Source organism: Bacillus sp. AFS012607 (genome assembly GCF_002558005.1).
In the GTDB taxonomy this organism is placed as follows: domain Bacteria; phylum Bacillota; class Bacilli; order Bacillales; family Bacillaceae_G; genus Bacillus_A; species Bacillus_A thuringiensis_S.
In genome coordinates, this window is record NZ_NTVM01000020.1 from 82,742 (window position 1) to 99,956 (window position 17,215).

Consider the following 17,215-nt stretch of genomic DNA (forward strand, 5'->3'; position numbering starts at 1 on the left):
GGAGGGAGTCTTCTTGGTTAAAATAATAAAAGACACATTAATTTTTATAGTCTAAATTATAAACCTACTATACCTAAAATGATGTGATTGTCCATTAACAAAGATTTTATTTCTTCGATTATTTCAAATCAACTATTGACATTATACTGAAGAATAAAGGAATCACATATTTTTCTAGTGATTCCCTTGTTATGAGAAAATACTGTCTTGCTTTAACGACAATACAGTATATGCGATTATTAATTTATTTGTTCTAGTTATGAGAAAATCTATTCCTGTCAAAAGAGCTTTCTTCAAAGAAAAACTTCCTATTTTCTTCTACTTACCCTACCCGAAAAGTAACTAAGTTGAAAATTCCAATAATTATATCTACTATTATAGAATTATACTGAGCTTTAACAATTTTATAATTATCCCCTTCTTGTAGCTATTCCACTAAAGTTCATGCTTATGATTCTCTTATTTATTATCACCAATGTCGATGAATTCATGCATTGCTTATTCTATACACAAATTGCTTTTTGAATTATCTTTTCAGAATAAGTAAAGAAGGCTTTCTCTTTTATGCACTTCTCCCCTACCAGTCTTTAATTTTCCTTTAATCAACATTTAGAACAAATCTTCCAATATAATAGTACATCTTCTATAAAACAAAACCATAAGTAAGATAATTTCACTATTACAAATAATGAGATAGTCTGTTTCACCTTTTTACATTATCCAAAAGAAGAACTTGTAGAAATTCTTACAAGTTCTTCTTTTGTTTTCTTTATTCTTTTCTTATTTACATACGCAAGATTTATACATTTGGTGGTGATACATACTATATGTATCCGATAAAATAATTTAAAAATTAATACGTAATTGATCCGTTTTAAGAAAAGAAAATTTCATAAATCTTCAATCACAGTTTCTAAGTTCACCTGATAGAACGTATAAAGACTCATATTATCTTTTGATAATTTTCGGATGTTTTATTATGAGTATATTCGACATAAATTGATTATTTTTTCTGAATTTTCTTGAAAAATATTGTAATATCACTCCATTTTTTCTTCTATTTTGTTATGATGTTTATAATTAAATTGGATTAGGATTTTTTTAGAAAATGGGGGCGTATATTATGAGTGTTTCAGTAAAGGGAAATGAGCAATTAACCTCTCTATTGAACGACTGGTATCGAGCAATGCTATCTCAACAAGTTATAAAAGCTACTAATCTAAAAAAGAAAATTGATGAAAAAATTAATAAGTTAAGCATTGAACCGGATCAAGAACATCAGGATCAAAATTTGTTACTATACTATTCACTACTCGAATTTCGTTACAAGGTCTTAACAGATAGCCTTGGTATTCAACAAAATAGTTTTGATACTATTAGCGATTATGATATGCCTACAGATCAATTTCTACGATTTTATTATCACTTTTTCAAATCCATTCATTCCACTTTTATATCAAATTATACTGAGGCAGAAGAACATTATAAACTAGCAGAAAAAATATTGGTAGCTATACCAGATGAAATTGAACATGCTGAATTTTACTATAGAATTGCTACTTTCTATCACCATACCTATAACAATCTCGCTTCTATCGAATACGCAAATAAATCGAGAGCAATCTTTTCAAAGTATGAAGGTTATGAAGTAAAAACAGCCTTTTGTAATAGTTTACTAGGTGGTTGCTGCATCTATTTAAAACAGTACGAACAAGCAGAAGAATATCTACATTGTGCAATTGATTTACTACAAAAAAATAGGGAAGAAGATTCCTTGTTATATGTAAAAAATACTATGGGGTGGCTGTATTCTGATCAAAGTATGTCTACTTTAGCTATTCGTCACCTTTCAGAAGTAACAGAGAAAATCCCTACACACTTCAAGGCCATCTTCCTACAAGCTAAGGAACATTATAAATTAGGAGAACAATCAACGGCCAGCCAACTCATTGATAAGGGATTACAGATTTGCAGAAAAATTCATAACGAAGAATACACACACCACTTCTCTATTTTAAAAAGATTAAACGAAAATATTCCATTGGAAGAATTAGAAAAAATCATTCAAGAAGGAATCTTATACTTTAAGGAAGAAGAATTATGGGAATATGTTGTCGAATACGCTGAATTATTTGCCACAAAATGTAGACAATTAGAGAACCACCAAAAAGTAAGTGACTATTTCCATATTTGTTATCAAGCAAGACAAAAATCAATTGCAAAAGGAGTGTTAAAATAATGAAAAAAATTAGCTTATTATTATCAGGCATTGCTTTTATTGGGGTATTAACGGTGGGAATTTTTCAGTTTTCTAAAACAGATCAGCTTGCTACTCATGGGCATTATCCTGCTCCTTCATATAGTGTTGGCGATTATGGTGGTGCACCACCACAAATTTAATGTAAATGTATTTAAAAACCCTCCAAATGGAGGGTTTTTAAATGGGTTTTCTGCCTGTTCAATACGCGCATAGAGAGTATATATTATACTTATTTACTATGCATTTCCACTCTGTAACAAGATTCTAGCATTCTCTCCTAGAATCTCAACTTAAATCTTAAATCCACCAATTAACTCTTGAAGTTCTTCTGCCATCTGTGCTAATTGTATTGCTGAAGAATTTATCTCTTCCATAGAAGCATGTTGTTCCTCAGATGAACCAGCAATCGTTTGCATACTTGAAGAATTCTCTTTTACAGCCATAGCTATTTGATCAATCGATGTATCGACTTTCATTGCATCAGTAGTCATTGTATTAGATAGTTCCACCATACCATGCACTTTTGACACAATATCATTTGCAGATTTTGAAATCTCATAAAAACTTTGCTTTGTATCGTTCGCAACTTTAATTCCCGACTGTACCTCTACTCCCACTTCATTCATAGCTTTTACAGTCTCATGTACGTCTGCTTGTATTTCCTTAATTAAGCTTCCAATTTCCATCGAAGATTCGGATGATTGCTCTGCTAGCTTCCTAACTTCATCCGCAACAATTGCAAACCCTCGATCCTGTTCTCCTGCTCTAGCTGCTTCAATTGCTGCATTCAATGCTAATAAATTTGTTTGTTCCGCAATATTTTGAATCGCTTCTAATATACTTCCAATTTGTTGCGATTTCTTATCTAATAATTTTATTACATTATCGGATTGAGAAACAGAGTGATGGATAGACTGCATTTGTGCTACAGTTTGTTCTACTAATTGTTCACCTTCATTGGCTTTTTGTTTTGTGTATATGGATGAAGCCGATACTTCAGATGCATTCTCAGCTACATATTGAATATTTCGTGTTACCTCACCAATTAATTCAGCTCCAGACTCAACTTCATTATTTTGAACTTCTGCACTGTTCGAGATTTCTTCCATCTCTTTTGTAATTTGTTCTGTCGCAACACTTGCTTGCTCTACACTAGCAGTTAGTTCCTCAGAAGACGCAGCTACATGTCCTGCAGATGTGTTAATTTGAGAAATAATATTACGTAACGACTCTGCCATTGTATTGAAACTACCACCTAATTGACCAAGTTCATCCTTTGAACGAATATCTATTTTCTCGGTTAAATCTCCTTGACTAATTCTTTGAGCTGAAATGACTAATTGTCTTAGTGGAGTAATTATAGATCTGAGTATGAATAGAATTACAATTCCACCTAACAATAATGAAGCCCCTATTATAGTGAACGTTTTATAAAAAATAGGATTAGTAGCTTCTTCAATTTCTTTCGTAGGCATTACGCCAGCTATTTTCCAACCTGTTTTTTTATTTGTCTTAAAGCTTATGTTTCGATCTTCGCCATTGAGGCTATAAGTAATTACTCCATCTTCTGTCTTGTACAATTCATCCGCTAAAGTTTTCTCTAATTTCTCTCCAGGCTTTAGTGATGGATGAACAACTATAGTTTTATCTTGACTAACTATAGATACAAATCCTTGCTTTCCAATTTTTATCATTTTGGATGTTTTTACGATATCTGTAATATTCAAATCTACGCCAATGACACCACTTTTATCTGCATTTTGCTTTGCAATTGCAATTACCATATTTCCTGTAGACTTTGATTTATAGGGAGATGAAACAATAATCTCTCCATTTGCTTTTACTGCATCCTTATACCAACTACTTTCTAACGGATTAAACCCTTCTGGTATTTTGCCAACAGGTGCATGAATAAATTGATTGTTACTGGATGCCGTATAAATCGTTTCTATCTCTGGATGTAACTGTATATATTGATCAAATTTACTCTGTACATTTTGCGATTGTTCAGGATTATAATCCCCTTGTGTGAGTACCTTTGCAAAATGAGTGACATCTGTATGCTTATTTTCTAATTCATCATCAACAATCTTGTCTAAAATACTTATATTATCTTTTGCTGATTGTAGAATTGTTTCATTAAGATCTGTTTTTGCTTTATTATAAGATGATACTCCTACGATAAGGCTTGGTATAATTAATATTGCTATAAATGCCATAGACAACTTCGTTTTAAGCTTTATTTGTCCCAATCTTTCTTTTATATTAAACACTAGATACTTCTCCTTTTCATTTTTACTACTTATATAGTTTATTTAAATTTTATCCTATATTTTTCCATATCCATTTATGGTACCATTCGAAATGAAATCACAATTACATCCTATCATCCACACTTTACCATTTAGCGATTTAAATTTCACAGGCAGAGTTTTATCTGTCCTCCTTTCGAATATGTTTTTTTCTAGATTCAGCAATTATTAGACTACGAATTATTCCAAATAAATTGGATACAACATATACTTCATTTTAAAAATAATTATTGGATTTGTTTGGATAAAAATCTAGTTTAGCGCTAATCCAATCAGATGAAATCCTTACCATAATAAATTAACTAAAACATAAATTCTAAATAGCTGAATAAAATAAATTAGAGAATCACATTGTAACACGTATATACAAGTTTGTAATATTAAAATTTAAAACTTTACTATATTTCATATGCAATATTACATGTGAAAAGCCCTATTTTTTTTGTTATACTATGCATGTGGATTTTTCATTCAAAAATCTACCCAAACGCATATTTATGTATATGCCACCCTAATTGATGAAAGTGAGAAGAATGTTTATCATTTTTCTCACTTTTTTATATTTTAACTGTTTGGTTGTACAAAAATCTTTAGACATTTTATATTTAAATCTTAATAATCTACACCTGTGAATAGTATTATAAAAATAAACTTACAAAGAGAATTAAACTTCTAAATTTAATCTTTGGAATCATTTATTTTCTAAAAAACAATCCCACATCTTTATCAACTCATTTTAGAATATTCAAACAATAATTTTATATACATTACCTGCATAAATTATTCTTTTTCTTTTATATAAGACTTACTTTTTTACTTCTGATAAGTTATTAAACATTGGATTATTATACACGTCCCCAAAAACATGAGGTATTTTGTAGAATTTTGTCTATCAATATGTATGTACACCCTTTTGTAGTGGATATAGACTGTGAGGTGTAAGGAGATACCTTACAAAATAATAAAAAGGAGATTATAGAATGAGTAGATTAACAAAATTCTCAAAGTTAGTATTTGCAACTTTAATCGCGGGAAGTAGTTTAAGCACAATTGTTTCGTCACACAGTGTACAAGCTGACACCTTAGATCCTAATTACCAAGACACTGTAAAATTTATATCACCTTCTAGTGCTAGGCCAACATTGGAACAAAAAAACACTATTGTTCCAGATGCAAAAGTTGTTAAAAACCATTATGTAAAGTACTCTAAAGCACATTTCCAAACTAAAGAAAGTATACCAAAAGAGATGTATTATTCTTCAGAAGGCTTTAAGGGCTATATACAGGCAAGTACCGTTTGGGATATGGGAGATCATTTCGCAACACTATATTCCGGAACCGTTATTCGATGTTAGACTTTTAATCCATTCTCTCCTAATGCTTAAAATGATCACTAGCTCACTGCCAATACTGTAATATCTATTGTTCAAAAAATAAACCACAAAATCCTTCGATTTCATGGTTTATCAAATATAAAGATAATGCTAAACGAATACTCTAACATTACCTTCCCCAAAGTTAATTATAGAGTATTTTCAAAAAAAAGACACTCTTGTAGTGTCTTTTTTTTATTATTTAAAAAATTACACCTACTAACATCTTATTGTTGAGACTATTCATTTATTTCAATATGATACTTTTTCATCTCGTATATGCAATAGACAATGATAGCTAAACTCCAACTGACACCATAATAATCATGTGTGTAGAAGTCATATCCCGCCTTAATACCTTTCTCTATTACAACAAATGTAAATCCTAAAGCCACCCATCTGTTAATTTTCATCTTAATAAACGTTAAAGAGATAATTATTAAAAATAAAATATTTGTAAGATGATTTATCATTAGCTCATATTTTTGAATGTATACTGCCATCATACAAGCAACGATATTAGTCGCAATGCCAAAGGCAATCATCGCCCCCCAAACCCTGTCCGAAAGTCCCATTCCTGAGTCAGTCCCTTCCTAAACAAAAATCCTTTTATTTAATTCGTTCCTTCACCCTATTCAAGGTATGCTAAATTATCCTTGTCTGATGAATATCTATTTATCTTTTCATATAGAGCAAACAAAATCTTTACTCATAATTTTTTCTTTATTAGGAAAACTATGTATAAGCCGTTTGAACTAGCGGCTTCACTCTTCTGGTAATGGGGTAGCAATTTATTGAATTGACTAACTCATTCAACCCACTAGCACCGGCAGGCAACAAAATAGTTGTCTGCCATTTTCATGTATACTTTTTCTAACTTTATTACAAACCAAGTGTGTGTTGTACTAATTTCAAAAAGGACAGAATGTCATTTTTGAAATTGTAAAAAATAAGGTCCTGTCTACTTTTGGTATAGGACTTTTTCTTTTCACATATACTATTTTTGAACCTGTTTACCAATACGTGTCCTATTGGTATCTTGAATTCCTCCTAAAAAGGGCTGCAGATACGAATGCATGCCCTTTTATTTACATTGCTACTCTATATTCGATAAAATAATTAAAAACTCAAATATAATATTACATATTTTTCTATTTAGAATTATATTAAGATTTACTTCATAGTCGAATTATGGTTTCGTGTATAATTCAGCAATATGTAAACTGTTTACCTAAAGAAAAGGCACCCAAAAGTGCCTTTTCTTCTTTTAATCTAAAAAACATTTTGCCTTTTCAGTAAGATCCAATTATCCCTCTAATCTAAACCTCATATTTAATCACGGTACTCAAGAGTTTCCATCTATTTCAATATGCCTTATAGTTTAATTTCAAATCAAATTTCCAGCAATATATTTGCTTTCTTACAGATTTCTGTCTTTTTCTTAATTCTGTCAAAATCCTCATGTAGCTATACAAAGAATATATGCTATTATGATTTTGAGAAACTATGCGTTCCCTTAACCCTGTATTTGACCCTGTATTCATTACAGGGTCTTTGTTTATTTTATTTACTTTTAGTTAATACACACCCAATTTCAGTTAAAATTGTTTAAATGTTAATTAATTTTTAAAATAATATATCTATAAGCTCTTTTAGTAAATAAAATATAATATTAGACATATATAACCAACTTGTGGCCATTATTAGTTTTCTAAATATGCACTTCATTAACACTATACAAATAGTGCTAACTATCTTAATTGAATATTAGTAATAGTAAGTATAAACATTATCAATTTACTATATATTACATTTATGTAAAAATAGATGTATGTTAAGCTTATTCAAAATCTTTCCCCTAATAAAGATTTGAAGTAGCATTTCATGATTCTCCTTACTGTTAATATGCCTTGAAAAAGAACCCTATAGGGTTCTTTTTCTTTTCATTATAACCTCAGTAAGTGCTTATTTAACATGCAAAAAGAACCGCTAATTATTTGCAGCCCTTTTACACGTTAATATACACTTGTATTACATACTTAACAATTTATTGTATTAGGTATTTATACAAACTAAACATGCTATTATCATTTAGATATATAACACTTCAAAGTTTAGAAGTATACAATAACAAATCTTTCCCAGCTTCCAGCTACATAACTAGTAGCTGTTAATTCTCTACCACCATTTGCTGATATATATCTACCATTACTTAGTGCTTGTAATACATATATCCTATTGTCTCCACCATTATATAAGATAAACTTTTCCCATGCACCAATTGATGTACGATCTGCTACTACTCTACCATTTGGCTCAAACGAAACATACTTCCCATTACTTTTAGCTTTTAAAGCGTACGTATATAATTCCCCAGTCGAAATTAATTCAAATTTCTCCCATTCATTAACTGCATTACGATTTGCTATTATATTTCCCGAAGGCTCAGCCGAAACATATTGTAAATTTGCTGCCTGTATAGCAACTGTCCAACTTCCATTAAATAAATTCACGCCTTTTAGTGAACCTGCTTTTGATAGATTGGCTGCCGATACATCATTCGATGGTGTAATCATCACTATCATTAAAACCATCGACAACACCATTAAAACTAACCTTTTTGAGATTGTATTACTACTTGCACGTGTTATGAACCTTTTCATTCCCATTCCTCCCTTAATATACATAGAACTCATATATATCATACCAAATATGTAAAATTTTGTAACACTTGAGAGGATTTATCAACAAATACCTTACTATTCTGTTTCTTTTTTCTCAAATCTATAGCAATTAAACATGTATCAATTCTCAAGCACATTTTTTAAATTATTTTCCCCCTGATAAAAAAACGTAGAAATTTTTGGAAACGAAAGTATATACAAAAGAGAGAGTATTTTCATTTCACCTTTCTTTAAATAAAAGCCAAATAGCCGTTCATAATGAACGACTATTTGCATCCAACTAATACTTAGAATGTTTTTCATGTTAATCTATTTTGTTTAATCCCGTTGAAGTAACTTGATAGGTTCTTTTTTTGCCCATATATTCTTGTTTATTATTCTCAAGATTAATAAGTGTAGCGCGTGTTTTTTCCTTTACTGCTTCCCCTTCTATATGGGTAAACTCAATGTAATCTCCCACTTTTACGGGCACGGTTTGGCTTTCAGCAGTTTGTTGTCTATTCCCTACTATTTCCTTATTGTACACAACACCACCATTTGAATTCTTTACTGTAATACTTGCATACGTATTATTAAAGTAAGAATGTGGTACGCCTGCTTCTAAATTCACCTGCATTTTCTCTGTTGTCCTATTATAATCTACTTTTGCGATTTCTCTATCACTATATCCTTTTAAAGACCACCCAAAATGATTTCCATCTAAAACCGTTGTTTCTGGCATTTTTTCTACTTTCTTCAAGCCTTCTTTTGTAACTTCGTACATGCCTTTTTTTCCAAAACTTTCTTGTTTACTGTTACCTACATTTATTAAAGTAGCTCTATGCACACCTTCTAGATGTGTCAGCTCAACATAATCCCCTATTTTAACTGGAACTTTTTGCGATTCAGCATTTTGTTGTTTGTTCCCATAAATATCTTTATTGTATACTACTTTTCCTGATGCATTTTGTACTTTAATACTCGCATATGTTTCATTAAAATAATGATGTGGTACGCCTGCTTTTAAATCAATTTGCATCTCTTCTGTCGACTTATTAAAATTGACTTTTGCAAACTCGAAATCACTAATTCCTTTTAGTGACCATGCAAACTGGTTTCCTTCTAAAATATTATTTTCATTAGGCATATCTGGTTTAATTGGATTAGAATCCGTACTCTTCCAAATCTCTGCTGTTAAAATTGGATATCCTAATGCAGCTACTTTTTGAATAGTATCGTTATTTGGACGTAATCCCCACTTCTCAAAGAAAGGAATCAAATTTTGTTTGGCTACTTTTGATGCTGAAATCATAAATAATTGTTTTTTATTTTCATCAGTTTGTGGAAGTTCACTTGAAGGCATGTCTCTATACAATTGATGCAATTTAGGATAGAAATCCTCTCCATATGCTAGCTGTAGTTGCCAAAGCATAACAAGCTTAACAAAAACATCACTAACTTCGTCATAATTTTTATTAGGTTGTTCTAAGTATTGAAATGCCTTAGTATAAGCACCCTCTTGTTGCAATCTAAAAGGTTGATTAGATGTAAATGCTTTTTCTACAGAAAGGCTGTATATATTATTTTGTACTTCTGTCATATTATAAAATTTCCAAGGTGATTGCTGTCTCAAATGCCCTGCCTCATGCCATGGACCCCAACCATCTTTTATAAATTTATTAATATCTAATACATATTGAATTGCATCTCCTACATATGCAGTTCGATAAGAAGTCGCATACATATAATAATCGGGAGAATGATTTTCTTCTACGTAATGAACATAATGTTTATCTACTTGTTCTTCAGATAATCCAGCTACTTTGTCTTGAATTCGAGTAGCTTCATCCATCTTTTTCAAGAGTTGTACAGGATCTGTATTAGAACCCAACAAATATTTCTTAATACGTGCAGGACTGGCCGTAATTAATACACGTTCTCCTTTTAACTCCACTGCATGTGCATTTGGATATTGGTCCAGCATGTTAATTAAATCTTGTTTCGTATGCTTTCCTAGTTCAAAGAAAGGCGTAGTCGTTCCGCCTGTTGTAATTGTTGTTCGAATGGTACCACCTTGTTGTTTATTATAAAAATAAATCATCCCCCCATTTGGAGATTGGATTGTGTTTATACCTGGTTTTAATGTAAATGATTTTATCTTAGAATCTTCTCTCCAAGAAGCATCATATGAATACGTTCCAATATATACCTGAATATCTTGATTACCTTCTACATTAATCGTTATTTGTTCATTTGGTTTTGCATATAAACCAGTTGGTTCATATGGACTAAATGCCATACTTTTTCTTTCCTGTTGTTTTATTAGCTCAACATCCCCTTTTCCTGGGACTGTAAATGTTCTATTTTCTGATTTAACTGATTTTTCACTTTGCAGTGATGTCGATAAATTTTTTTGCTGCTCCTTTTGCTCCGCAAAGACATCTGATGAAGAAATCATTCCAGTCGCAAGCATAGTTACTGTAGCAGTAGCTGCAAGTATTTTTCTAGTTTTATATTTTGAATTATTCCCCATATTATCTCCTTCATTTTTCCTTAGTACTCTTAAGGATTTTTTGTTTTCTTCTTCATGTTTTTACAATCTAAACTATTCATACTATTTAAGTTGTATCTATTACTCTATATTTTTTCATAAACATCTCCTTTTCTTTATTTATTATTGTATATAAATGTTATTTGATGACACATTAAATAACAACTTTACGATAAACTCATCGATAACAGCTTATTATGTTTTGATTCTGTATTCTAAACTTCCATCCGATTGGAGAAATATATCCAATTGGAGAAATCAGTAAATAATTTTCAACATTTAAGGGTTGGAATCTCACAAAAAATTCATAAAAATTTTTCAGTTTAAAGGTCAATTCAATTGCAACTATATTTGTTTAAACTTCCACCTTTTTTGAAAAAAAGCATCTAATTCTACTTGAATTAGATGCTTACATTTAGTCCTTAGGACAAATATTCTAAACTATTTATGTGGTTGTAAATCTTTTTTTATTACTTCCCAGAGTGAATTATCTTGAGGCACCGGTTTACCCTCTTCATCCCATTTTATTTTTCCTGTTCCCAATTCATAATTCATCCCTGTCCATGTGTCTTCACGGAATGCATAGAATGATTTATGCCAACCTTTTTGGTTGAAGATAGAAATAAGATCTTGCATGTATTGGGTAGCTCCCGGAACAGTACGGTTAATTCCAAACTCCTCTGCAATAATTCGATTAGATGATACATGATTTTTCTTAGACCATTGTTGGATTGGCTTCAAAAATTTCTCTAATCCCTGCTTATTCCACATTACAGGTTTCTCTAAGTCTCCTACTTTTACTAATCCTGGATATTGATATTCTTTATTTTTCTTTTCACCTTGACTCGTTAATTCATATGGTTCATACATATGAAATGCGTAAAGCGTTTTTTTATCCTTTACTGGTTTTAAATATTTAAAAGCCCATGGAGTAGCATATAAACCTGAATCTAAAATAATTGGTGTTTCTTGGTCTACTTCACGAATGGAATTGATTACTTTTTGATACAATCTGTTTAAATCCGCTGTCGTTCCCTTCACTTTTGCATACCATTTCTCGTAATCTTCTGTCCAAAAATCATTATATCTATTATTTTTAGCTGTTTCTGGATGTGGTTCATTTATAATATTATAACCCACCACCGCAGGATAATCTTTTAATTCCAGAGCAAGGTCCTTCCAAAATTGACTTGCTTGTTCTTGATACCTCTCTTCTTCCCATATTCTGTCGTCATTCTTGTTATTATTAAATTGGCGCCATCGATCACCAGGTAAAGATAACATTGTAAGAACAACTTTCATTCCTTGTGATTGTGCGGCATCTAAATCCGCCTTTAATTTTTCTAAATCCTCCTTTACTAATCCCTGATAGTTATCTGCATTACCTATCAGAAAATCCTTTCCAGAAGTATCTGGTTTATCCTCAAATAGAAAATCTTTATCTTTTGCCCATTTATCAGGTGCTAAACGTACATATTCAATATTAGCTTCTTTTGCACTTTTATAGTTTTCAGGTAATGACGTACTATTCATGAAATTAGTACCCTTTCTTTTCGAATCCCAAAAACTAATTTTCGAATCGCCCTTGTGGTATGTATCAGCTCTTACATTCATTTCCTGTACTCCAAAACTCATCATGCCTAATAACGCAACAATTGGCAAAATTTTTTTCACAACTTTTCCTTCTTTCTCTTTATATTTAACACACATAACATACCTTTGTTTTGTTACAGGAATATGGCAAATTTCCATAAAAGCCTTTTTAGTTTATAAGATCGCAGCGTATTCATAAAAATGAATGAGATAATTAGAACATTGCTTCATTTTCAAAGAAACAAAAAAGGAATCCTTTACGGATTCCTTTTTGCAATTCACTCTTTTTCAAATGGTACATTTTGCACCTACTTTTAGTATACCTTATAATTCCCATAAAATAAATAAGATTAACTGAAATTCACTTCAAATTGTGATAGAAAACATAATTAAGAAGCGCAGATAACTAAATATTATCCCTTTTATTAAATAAAAAAGATTAAATAATTCCCCCTCCAAACTAGGACCCCTTTACACTTTTTACAAATATTGCTATAATTAGATAAACCAAAGCATTACCCCATTAACAAAGGGACTCCATAATTGGAGTCCCTTTGTTAATTAGCTATTAAAAATGATAGCATGTGATTATTGTATAATTTCTTCCTTTTTTAGATCTGCATATTCTTCTACGAAATCCCATAAACCTTGCTTTTCGAAGTAAGAAATACTTTTTCACTTCTTCTAAGAGTTTAATTGCTTCATCTTCATTAAGAGAACGTAAAATATTGAAATGATATACATACTCTTCATTTCCTAATTCCATACAAACTGCTAATCCTTTTTCAAATTGCTTTAAGAATATACAAGCTGGCTCTAATTCTTTTTCACAAGAAGCAACTTTCACCTCATATCCCATTAACCCAAAATACAAGAAATATAGATACTTATTTTACTTTCAAAGGCTGAAACCTTGCTGCATAACTCCTGAAAATAAAGTGAAAAGAGGTTNNAACCTCTTTTCACTTTATTTCATACATATACTGATTTTTCATTTATTCATTTTGTATTGTACTTAAAAAAACAATAAATTCATCATCATTTACAGGTTTACTGTAGTAATAGCCCTGAATTAGATAACATGCATTACGTTGTAACACTGTTAATTGTTCTTTCGTTTCTACCCCTTCTGCTATGACTTTCATGTTTAAAGTATGAGCAAGTGAAATAATGGTCTGTATAATTTCACCTCCATCAGTAGAAGTTCCAATCCTATTAACAAATTCTCTTGGAATTTTCAAAGTATCAATTGGATAAAGAGGTAAATACGCTAATGAAGAATAACCTGTACCAAAATCATCAATTGATAAATGTACACCAAATGATTTTAATGCTTTTAACTTTGATAAAGTTTCTTTTTCATCTACCATGGCGATTCGCTCTGTTAATTCCAAATTAATCGAATTAGCAGGTACTCCTATCTCTTCTATGGTATATATAATGGTTTGAACAAAATCTTTCTGTTCAAACTCTATAGCTGATAAATTTATCCCCATCTTTAGATTTGAAAAGCCCGCAGAATGCCATTCTTTCAGTTGTCGACACGCTTTCTGTAACGTCCACTTTCCAATTGAAATAATCTGCGCCGTTTCTTCTGCGATAGGTATAAACTCAAACGGAGAAATCAGCCCAAGTTCTGGATGTTGCCAACGTATTAAAGCCTCTGCACCAATAACCTTACCTTCCTTACTGTCAATTTGTGGTTGATACAATAAAAACAACTCATTATTTTCAATTGCATTTGGTAAATCCTGTTCTAATCGTAATCGACGGGTTACTTTTTGAGATAATGTCTCGTCATACATACAAACAGCATTGTTACCTTTTTCCTTTGCGCTATACATAGCGATATCAGCGTGTTGTAAAAGTGTAGTAGTATTTATTCCTCCAAATGGATACACTGCTATTCCTATACTAAGAGATAAGTAAAAACTATGCTGATTTACTACGAATGGTTCTTCAGTTATAAGAAATAGAGTTTTACACAAATTCAATAGCTGTTGTTCTGTTTGGTTATGGACAATGATTGCAAACTCATCACCACCTATTCTTGCTAGAGGAATTGTCGGTGAAAGACATGTCCTAAAACGTTTGGCAACTTCTTTTAAAACCCTGTCACCAATGGAATGGCCCAGTGTATCATTAATAGTCTTAAAGCGGTTTAAATCAATATACAGGAGCCCAAATTTATCCTGTGTTTTTTGCACACGCTTAATGGATCTATCTAATTCTTGTTGGAAGAATATACGATTTCCAATCTCCGTCACCGTATCATGGAATGCAAGGTAGTTTATCTCATCCTGTTGTTGTTTCATCCTCGTTATGTCTTTTACCATTACATAACTCCCAAAAGTTTGACCTTCTATCATAATAGGAACTATAGTGACATACCAAAACAGCATGTCCTTCTCATTGTTATTTTTCACACGCAACTGTAGTGAAGATGAACTACATCGTCTCCCTTTCTTTATAGCCGCTTCCAATTCAGATTTATCTTCATCTAAAAAAATAGAGAAGCACTCTTTCCCTATTAATACAGCACTGTCTTTTCCTAATAACATACTTCCAGCCTGGTTTATATTTAATACGATACCAGTTGAATCAATCGTTAAAATAGGATCCGGATGATACTCATATAATGACTTAAATCTTTCTTGATTTTTTACCAAATCATTAGATTTGTTTATTAAATCCCTTGTTCTTTGAGATACTGTTTGTTCTAATTGATTATTAAACACTTTTAATGTTTCAGTTAAATCTTTGTTTTGCATTCGTACGATTGTATGACGAATCAGTACAAATACAAAAGCAATACAATTTCCCGTAATCAATGTAGCTGAAGACGTTTGCTCTTTCAAAGTAAAGCCAATTAAGACTGCAACTGCAAGATAAGGGAATATGCCAAGAAGTTTCTCTCCAAATGTCGGATTAATAATAAAATAATTTCTTTTAGAAGAAGCATCCTTTGGAATTGTAGCAGCAATAGCAATAAATAATAGGAAAACTCTATACAAACACCTTAAAAATATAACTGAACGCTCTGACAAATCACCTTGTAAGTAAAAATACAAATAGTCCGTAATAGCTAATCCAGTTAATACTAGGATAAAAATATACAATTTGCTTTTTGCATTGAAAATAGCAGGTCGAAAGATTAGTGTAACTCCAAGTAATAGAAGTAATAAATCTATAATCGGAAAAATAAATGAGAGAAAAACATCTCCAATTGATAAGAATAAGATATTTGCAGAAGGTTTATTAAATAAATACCACTCTAATGTAAAAATAGCAGTAACAACAATGCATAAATCACAAAGCAAATATGCTTTCTCCCATTTATTACATTCCATCATGATTTTATAAAAGAACGCAAAGAGAAAGAAGAATAAGAAAAGCAACAAAAATACATCAGAGATATTAAAATTTTTTATTGGTAATTCTACATTAAGTACTTGAAAAGCAGATATAAAATTCCCTATCAAGAAACAACCTATCGCAATAATAATGCACACCCAGAATACTCCTAACTTAATTTTTCTGGATAATATAGAATACAGTAGTGAGATAAATACAGTAGTTTCAACAACTAAAGATGATAGTCGGATATTAAAATCTGATACGAAATAAAGACTTGGAAAAACAAATATAAATATAAAGCAAAAGCTTATATAAGCTATTAAAGCCAATATCAATACATAAAATTGCACATATGCATGTTTACGCAATGGACTCACCTTCTTGAGTTTTTTCTATACTTTTATTAAAAAAATGTCTTGATAGTGGCACAACTCCTACTAAATTTAAATGTGTGTTACCTATTATCCATATTATGACCTTTTTAAAAGATTTCTTTCTACATACAACAGTCTTGCTAACTTTTTGTAGATGTTTACAATTATCAATACTGAGGATTCCAAAAAGGATAAGCTGAAAAATGTAGTTTTTTAAGTATTTGCGCATCGTAAATTTGGCGGGTACAACTTATCTACCCTTTAAATATGAGATAGAATCTAATCCTCTATTGGATTATAGTTAGTTGCTACCTGTCACACTTAAAAAGGAATGAAAATATACTATCATTAACATAGCAATTCGAATTAGTTTACGGAACATACTGTAACTATTATAGTTACAACGAAGGTTGATGTCAATTTCATATCCTCCCTTTTTAACGGACAAAAGACATGACCTATTGAACAAAAATTTGATGTTTATAAAAAGAGAGGTAAAATTTTATCTCCTTACTCAAAGAATTATAAATGATCTAGGATTAGATGAAATTGAAGCTAATATTGCATCTCCCTAAAAAGAATGTTACTCTAAAAATAGAATTATGAAAGGAATGATGGATGAATAATGATTAACTAATTTATATTTTAAGTTGAATTTTATAACTTCAAACTACAAAATATAGGGTTAGTCTATCCATTTTTAAAATTCAGTTCATACTTTATTTGTCATGA

At 30.9% G+C, this 17,215-nt stretch carries 9 protein-coding genes and 1 pseudogene; 3 read left to right on the top strand and 7 right to left on the bottom strand.

From position 1 onward, the window contains the following. Nucleotides 1-1,123: 1,123 nt before the first annotated feature. Together CN409_RS21895 and CN409_RS31970 are read left to right on the top strand one after the other, a co-directional pair. The gene (locus CN409_RS21895; RefSeq protein WP_000116956.1) at nucleotides 1,124-2,239 is read left to right on the top strand and encodes a Rap family tetratricopeptide repeat protein; all 1,116 of its coding nucleotides are present in this window, start codon (nucleotides 1,124-1,126) and stop codon (nucleotides 2,237-2,239) included. Further along, the gene (locus CN409_RS31970; RefSeq protein WP_000724107.1) at nucleotides 2,239-2,400 is read left to right on the top strand and encodes a hypothetical protein; all 162 of its coding nucleotides are present in this window, start codon (nucleotides 2,239-2,241) and stop codon (nucleotides 2,398-2,400) included. Before CN409_RS21895 ends, CN409_RS31970 begins: the two co-directional genes overlap by 1 nt. A gap of 150 nt (nucleotides 2,401-2,550) precedes the next feature. Here CN409_RS31970 and CN409_RS21905 read toward each other — a convergent pair whose 3' ends face one another. Continuing rightward, entirely contained in the window at nucleotides 2,551-4,533 is a 1,983-nt protein-coding gene (locus CN409_RS21905) for a methyl-accepting chemotaxis protein (protein WP_141527733.1), read from the bottom strand. A 1,019-nt stretch (nucleotides 4,534-5,552) separates the two neighbouring features. On the opposite strand from CN409_RS21905, the gene CN409_RS21910 reads away from it, so the two are divergent. Then, nucleotides 5,553-5,927, top strand: coding sequence for a hypothetical protein (locus CN409_RS21910; protein ID WP_000088965.1), 375 nt, complete (start codon nucleotides 5,553-5,555; stop codon nucleotides 5,925-5,927). 257 nt (nucleotides 5,928-6,184) lie between these two features. On the opposite strand, the gene CN409_RS21915 is transcribed toward CN409_RS21910, so the two are convergent. The 6 genes and pseudogenes from CN409_RS21915 to CN409_RS21940 form a co-directional block, all read right to left on the bottom strand. Continuing rightward, nucleotides 6,185-6,520, bottom strand: a complete 336-nt coding sequence (locus CN409_RS21915) for a hypothetical protein (RefSeq protein WP_000524430.1) — start codon at nucleotides 6,518-6,520, stop codon at nucleotides 6,185-6,187. A 1,539-nt stretch (nucleotides 6,521-8,059) separates the two neighbouring features. Next, nucleotides 8,060-8,608 carry a fascin domain-containing protein gene (locus CN409_RS21920; RefSeq protein ID WP_097981062.1) on the bottom strand — a complete coding sequence of 183 codons (549 nt, stop codon included), beginning with the start codon at nucleotides 8,606-8,608 and terminating at the stop codon, nucleotides 8,060-8,062. A 325-nt stretch (nucleotides 8,609-8,933) separates the two neighbouring features. Beyond that, on the bottom strand, nucleotides 8,934-11,141 hold the full coding sequence (locus tag CN409_RS21925; protein WP_016077401.1) for a M60 family metallopeptidase: 2,208 nt from the start codon (nucleotides 11,139-11,141) through the stop codon (nucleotides 8,934-8,936). Nucleotides 11,142-11,600: 459 nt separating this feature from the next. Continuing rightward, the gene (locus CN409_RS21930) at nucleotides 11,601-12,869 is read right to left on the bottom strand and encodes a glycoside hydrolase family 5 protein (protein WP_025989072.1); all 1,269 of its coding nucleotides are present in this window, start codon (nucleotides 12,867-12,869) and stop codon (nucleotides 11,601-11,603) included. Between the two features lie 495 nt (nucleotides 12,870-13,364). Further along, nucleotides 13,365-13,608 (bottom strand): annotated as a pseudogene (locus tag CN409_RS21935) (hypothetical protein); the annotation flags it as partial. Nucleotides 13,609-13,747: 139 nt separating this feature from the next. Then, nucleotides 13,748-16,477 (bottom strand): sensor domain-containing protein, encoded by a 2,730-nt coding sequence (locus tag CN409_RS21940; protein ID WP_002162673.1) that lies wholly within the window; start codon nucleotides 16,475-16,477, stop codon nucleotides 13,748-13,750. Between the last annotated feature and the right edge of the window lie 738 nt (nucleotides 16,478-17,215).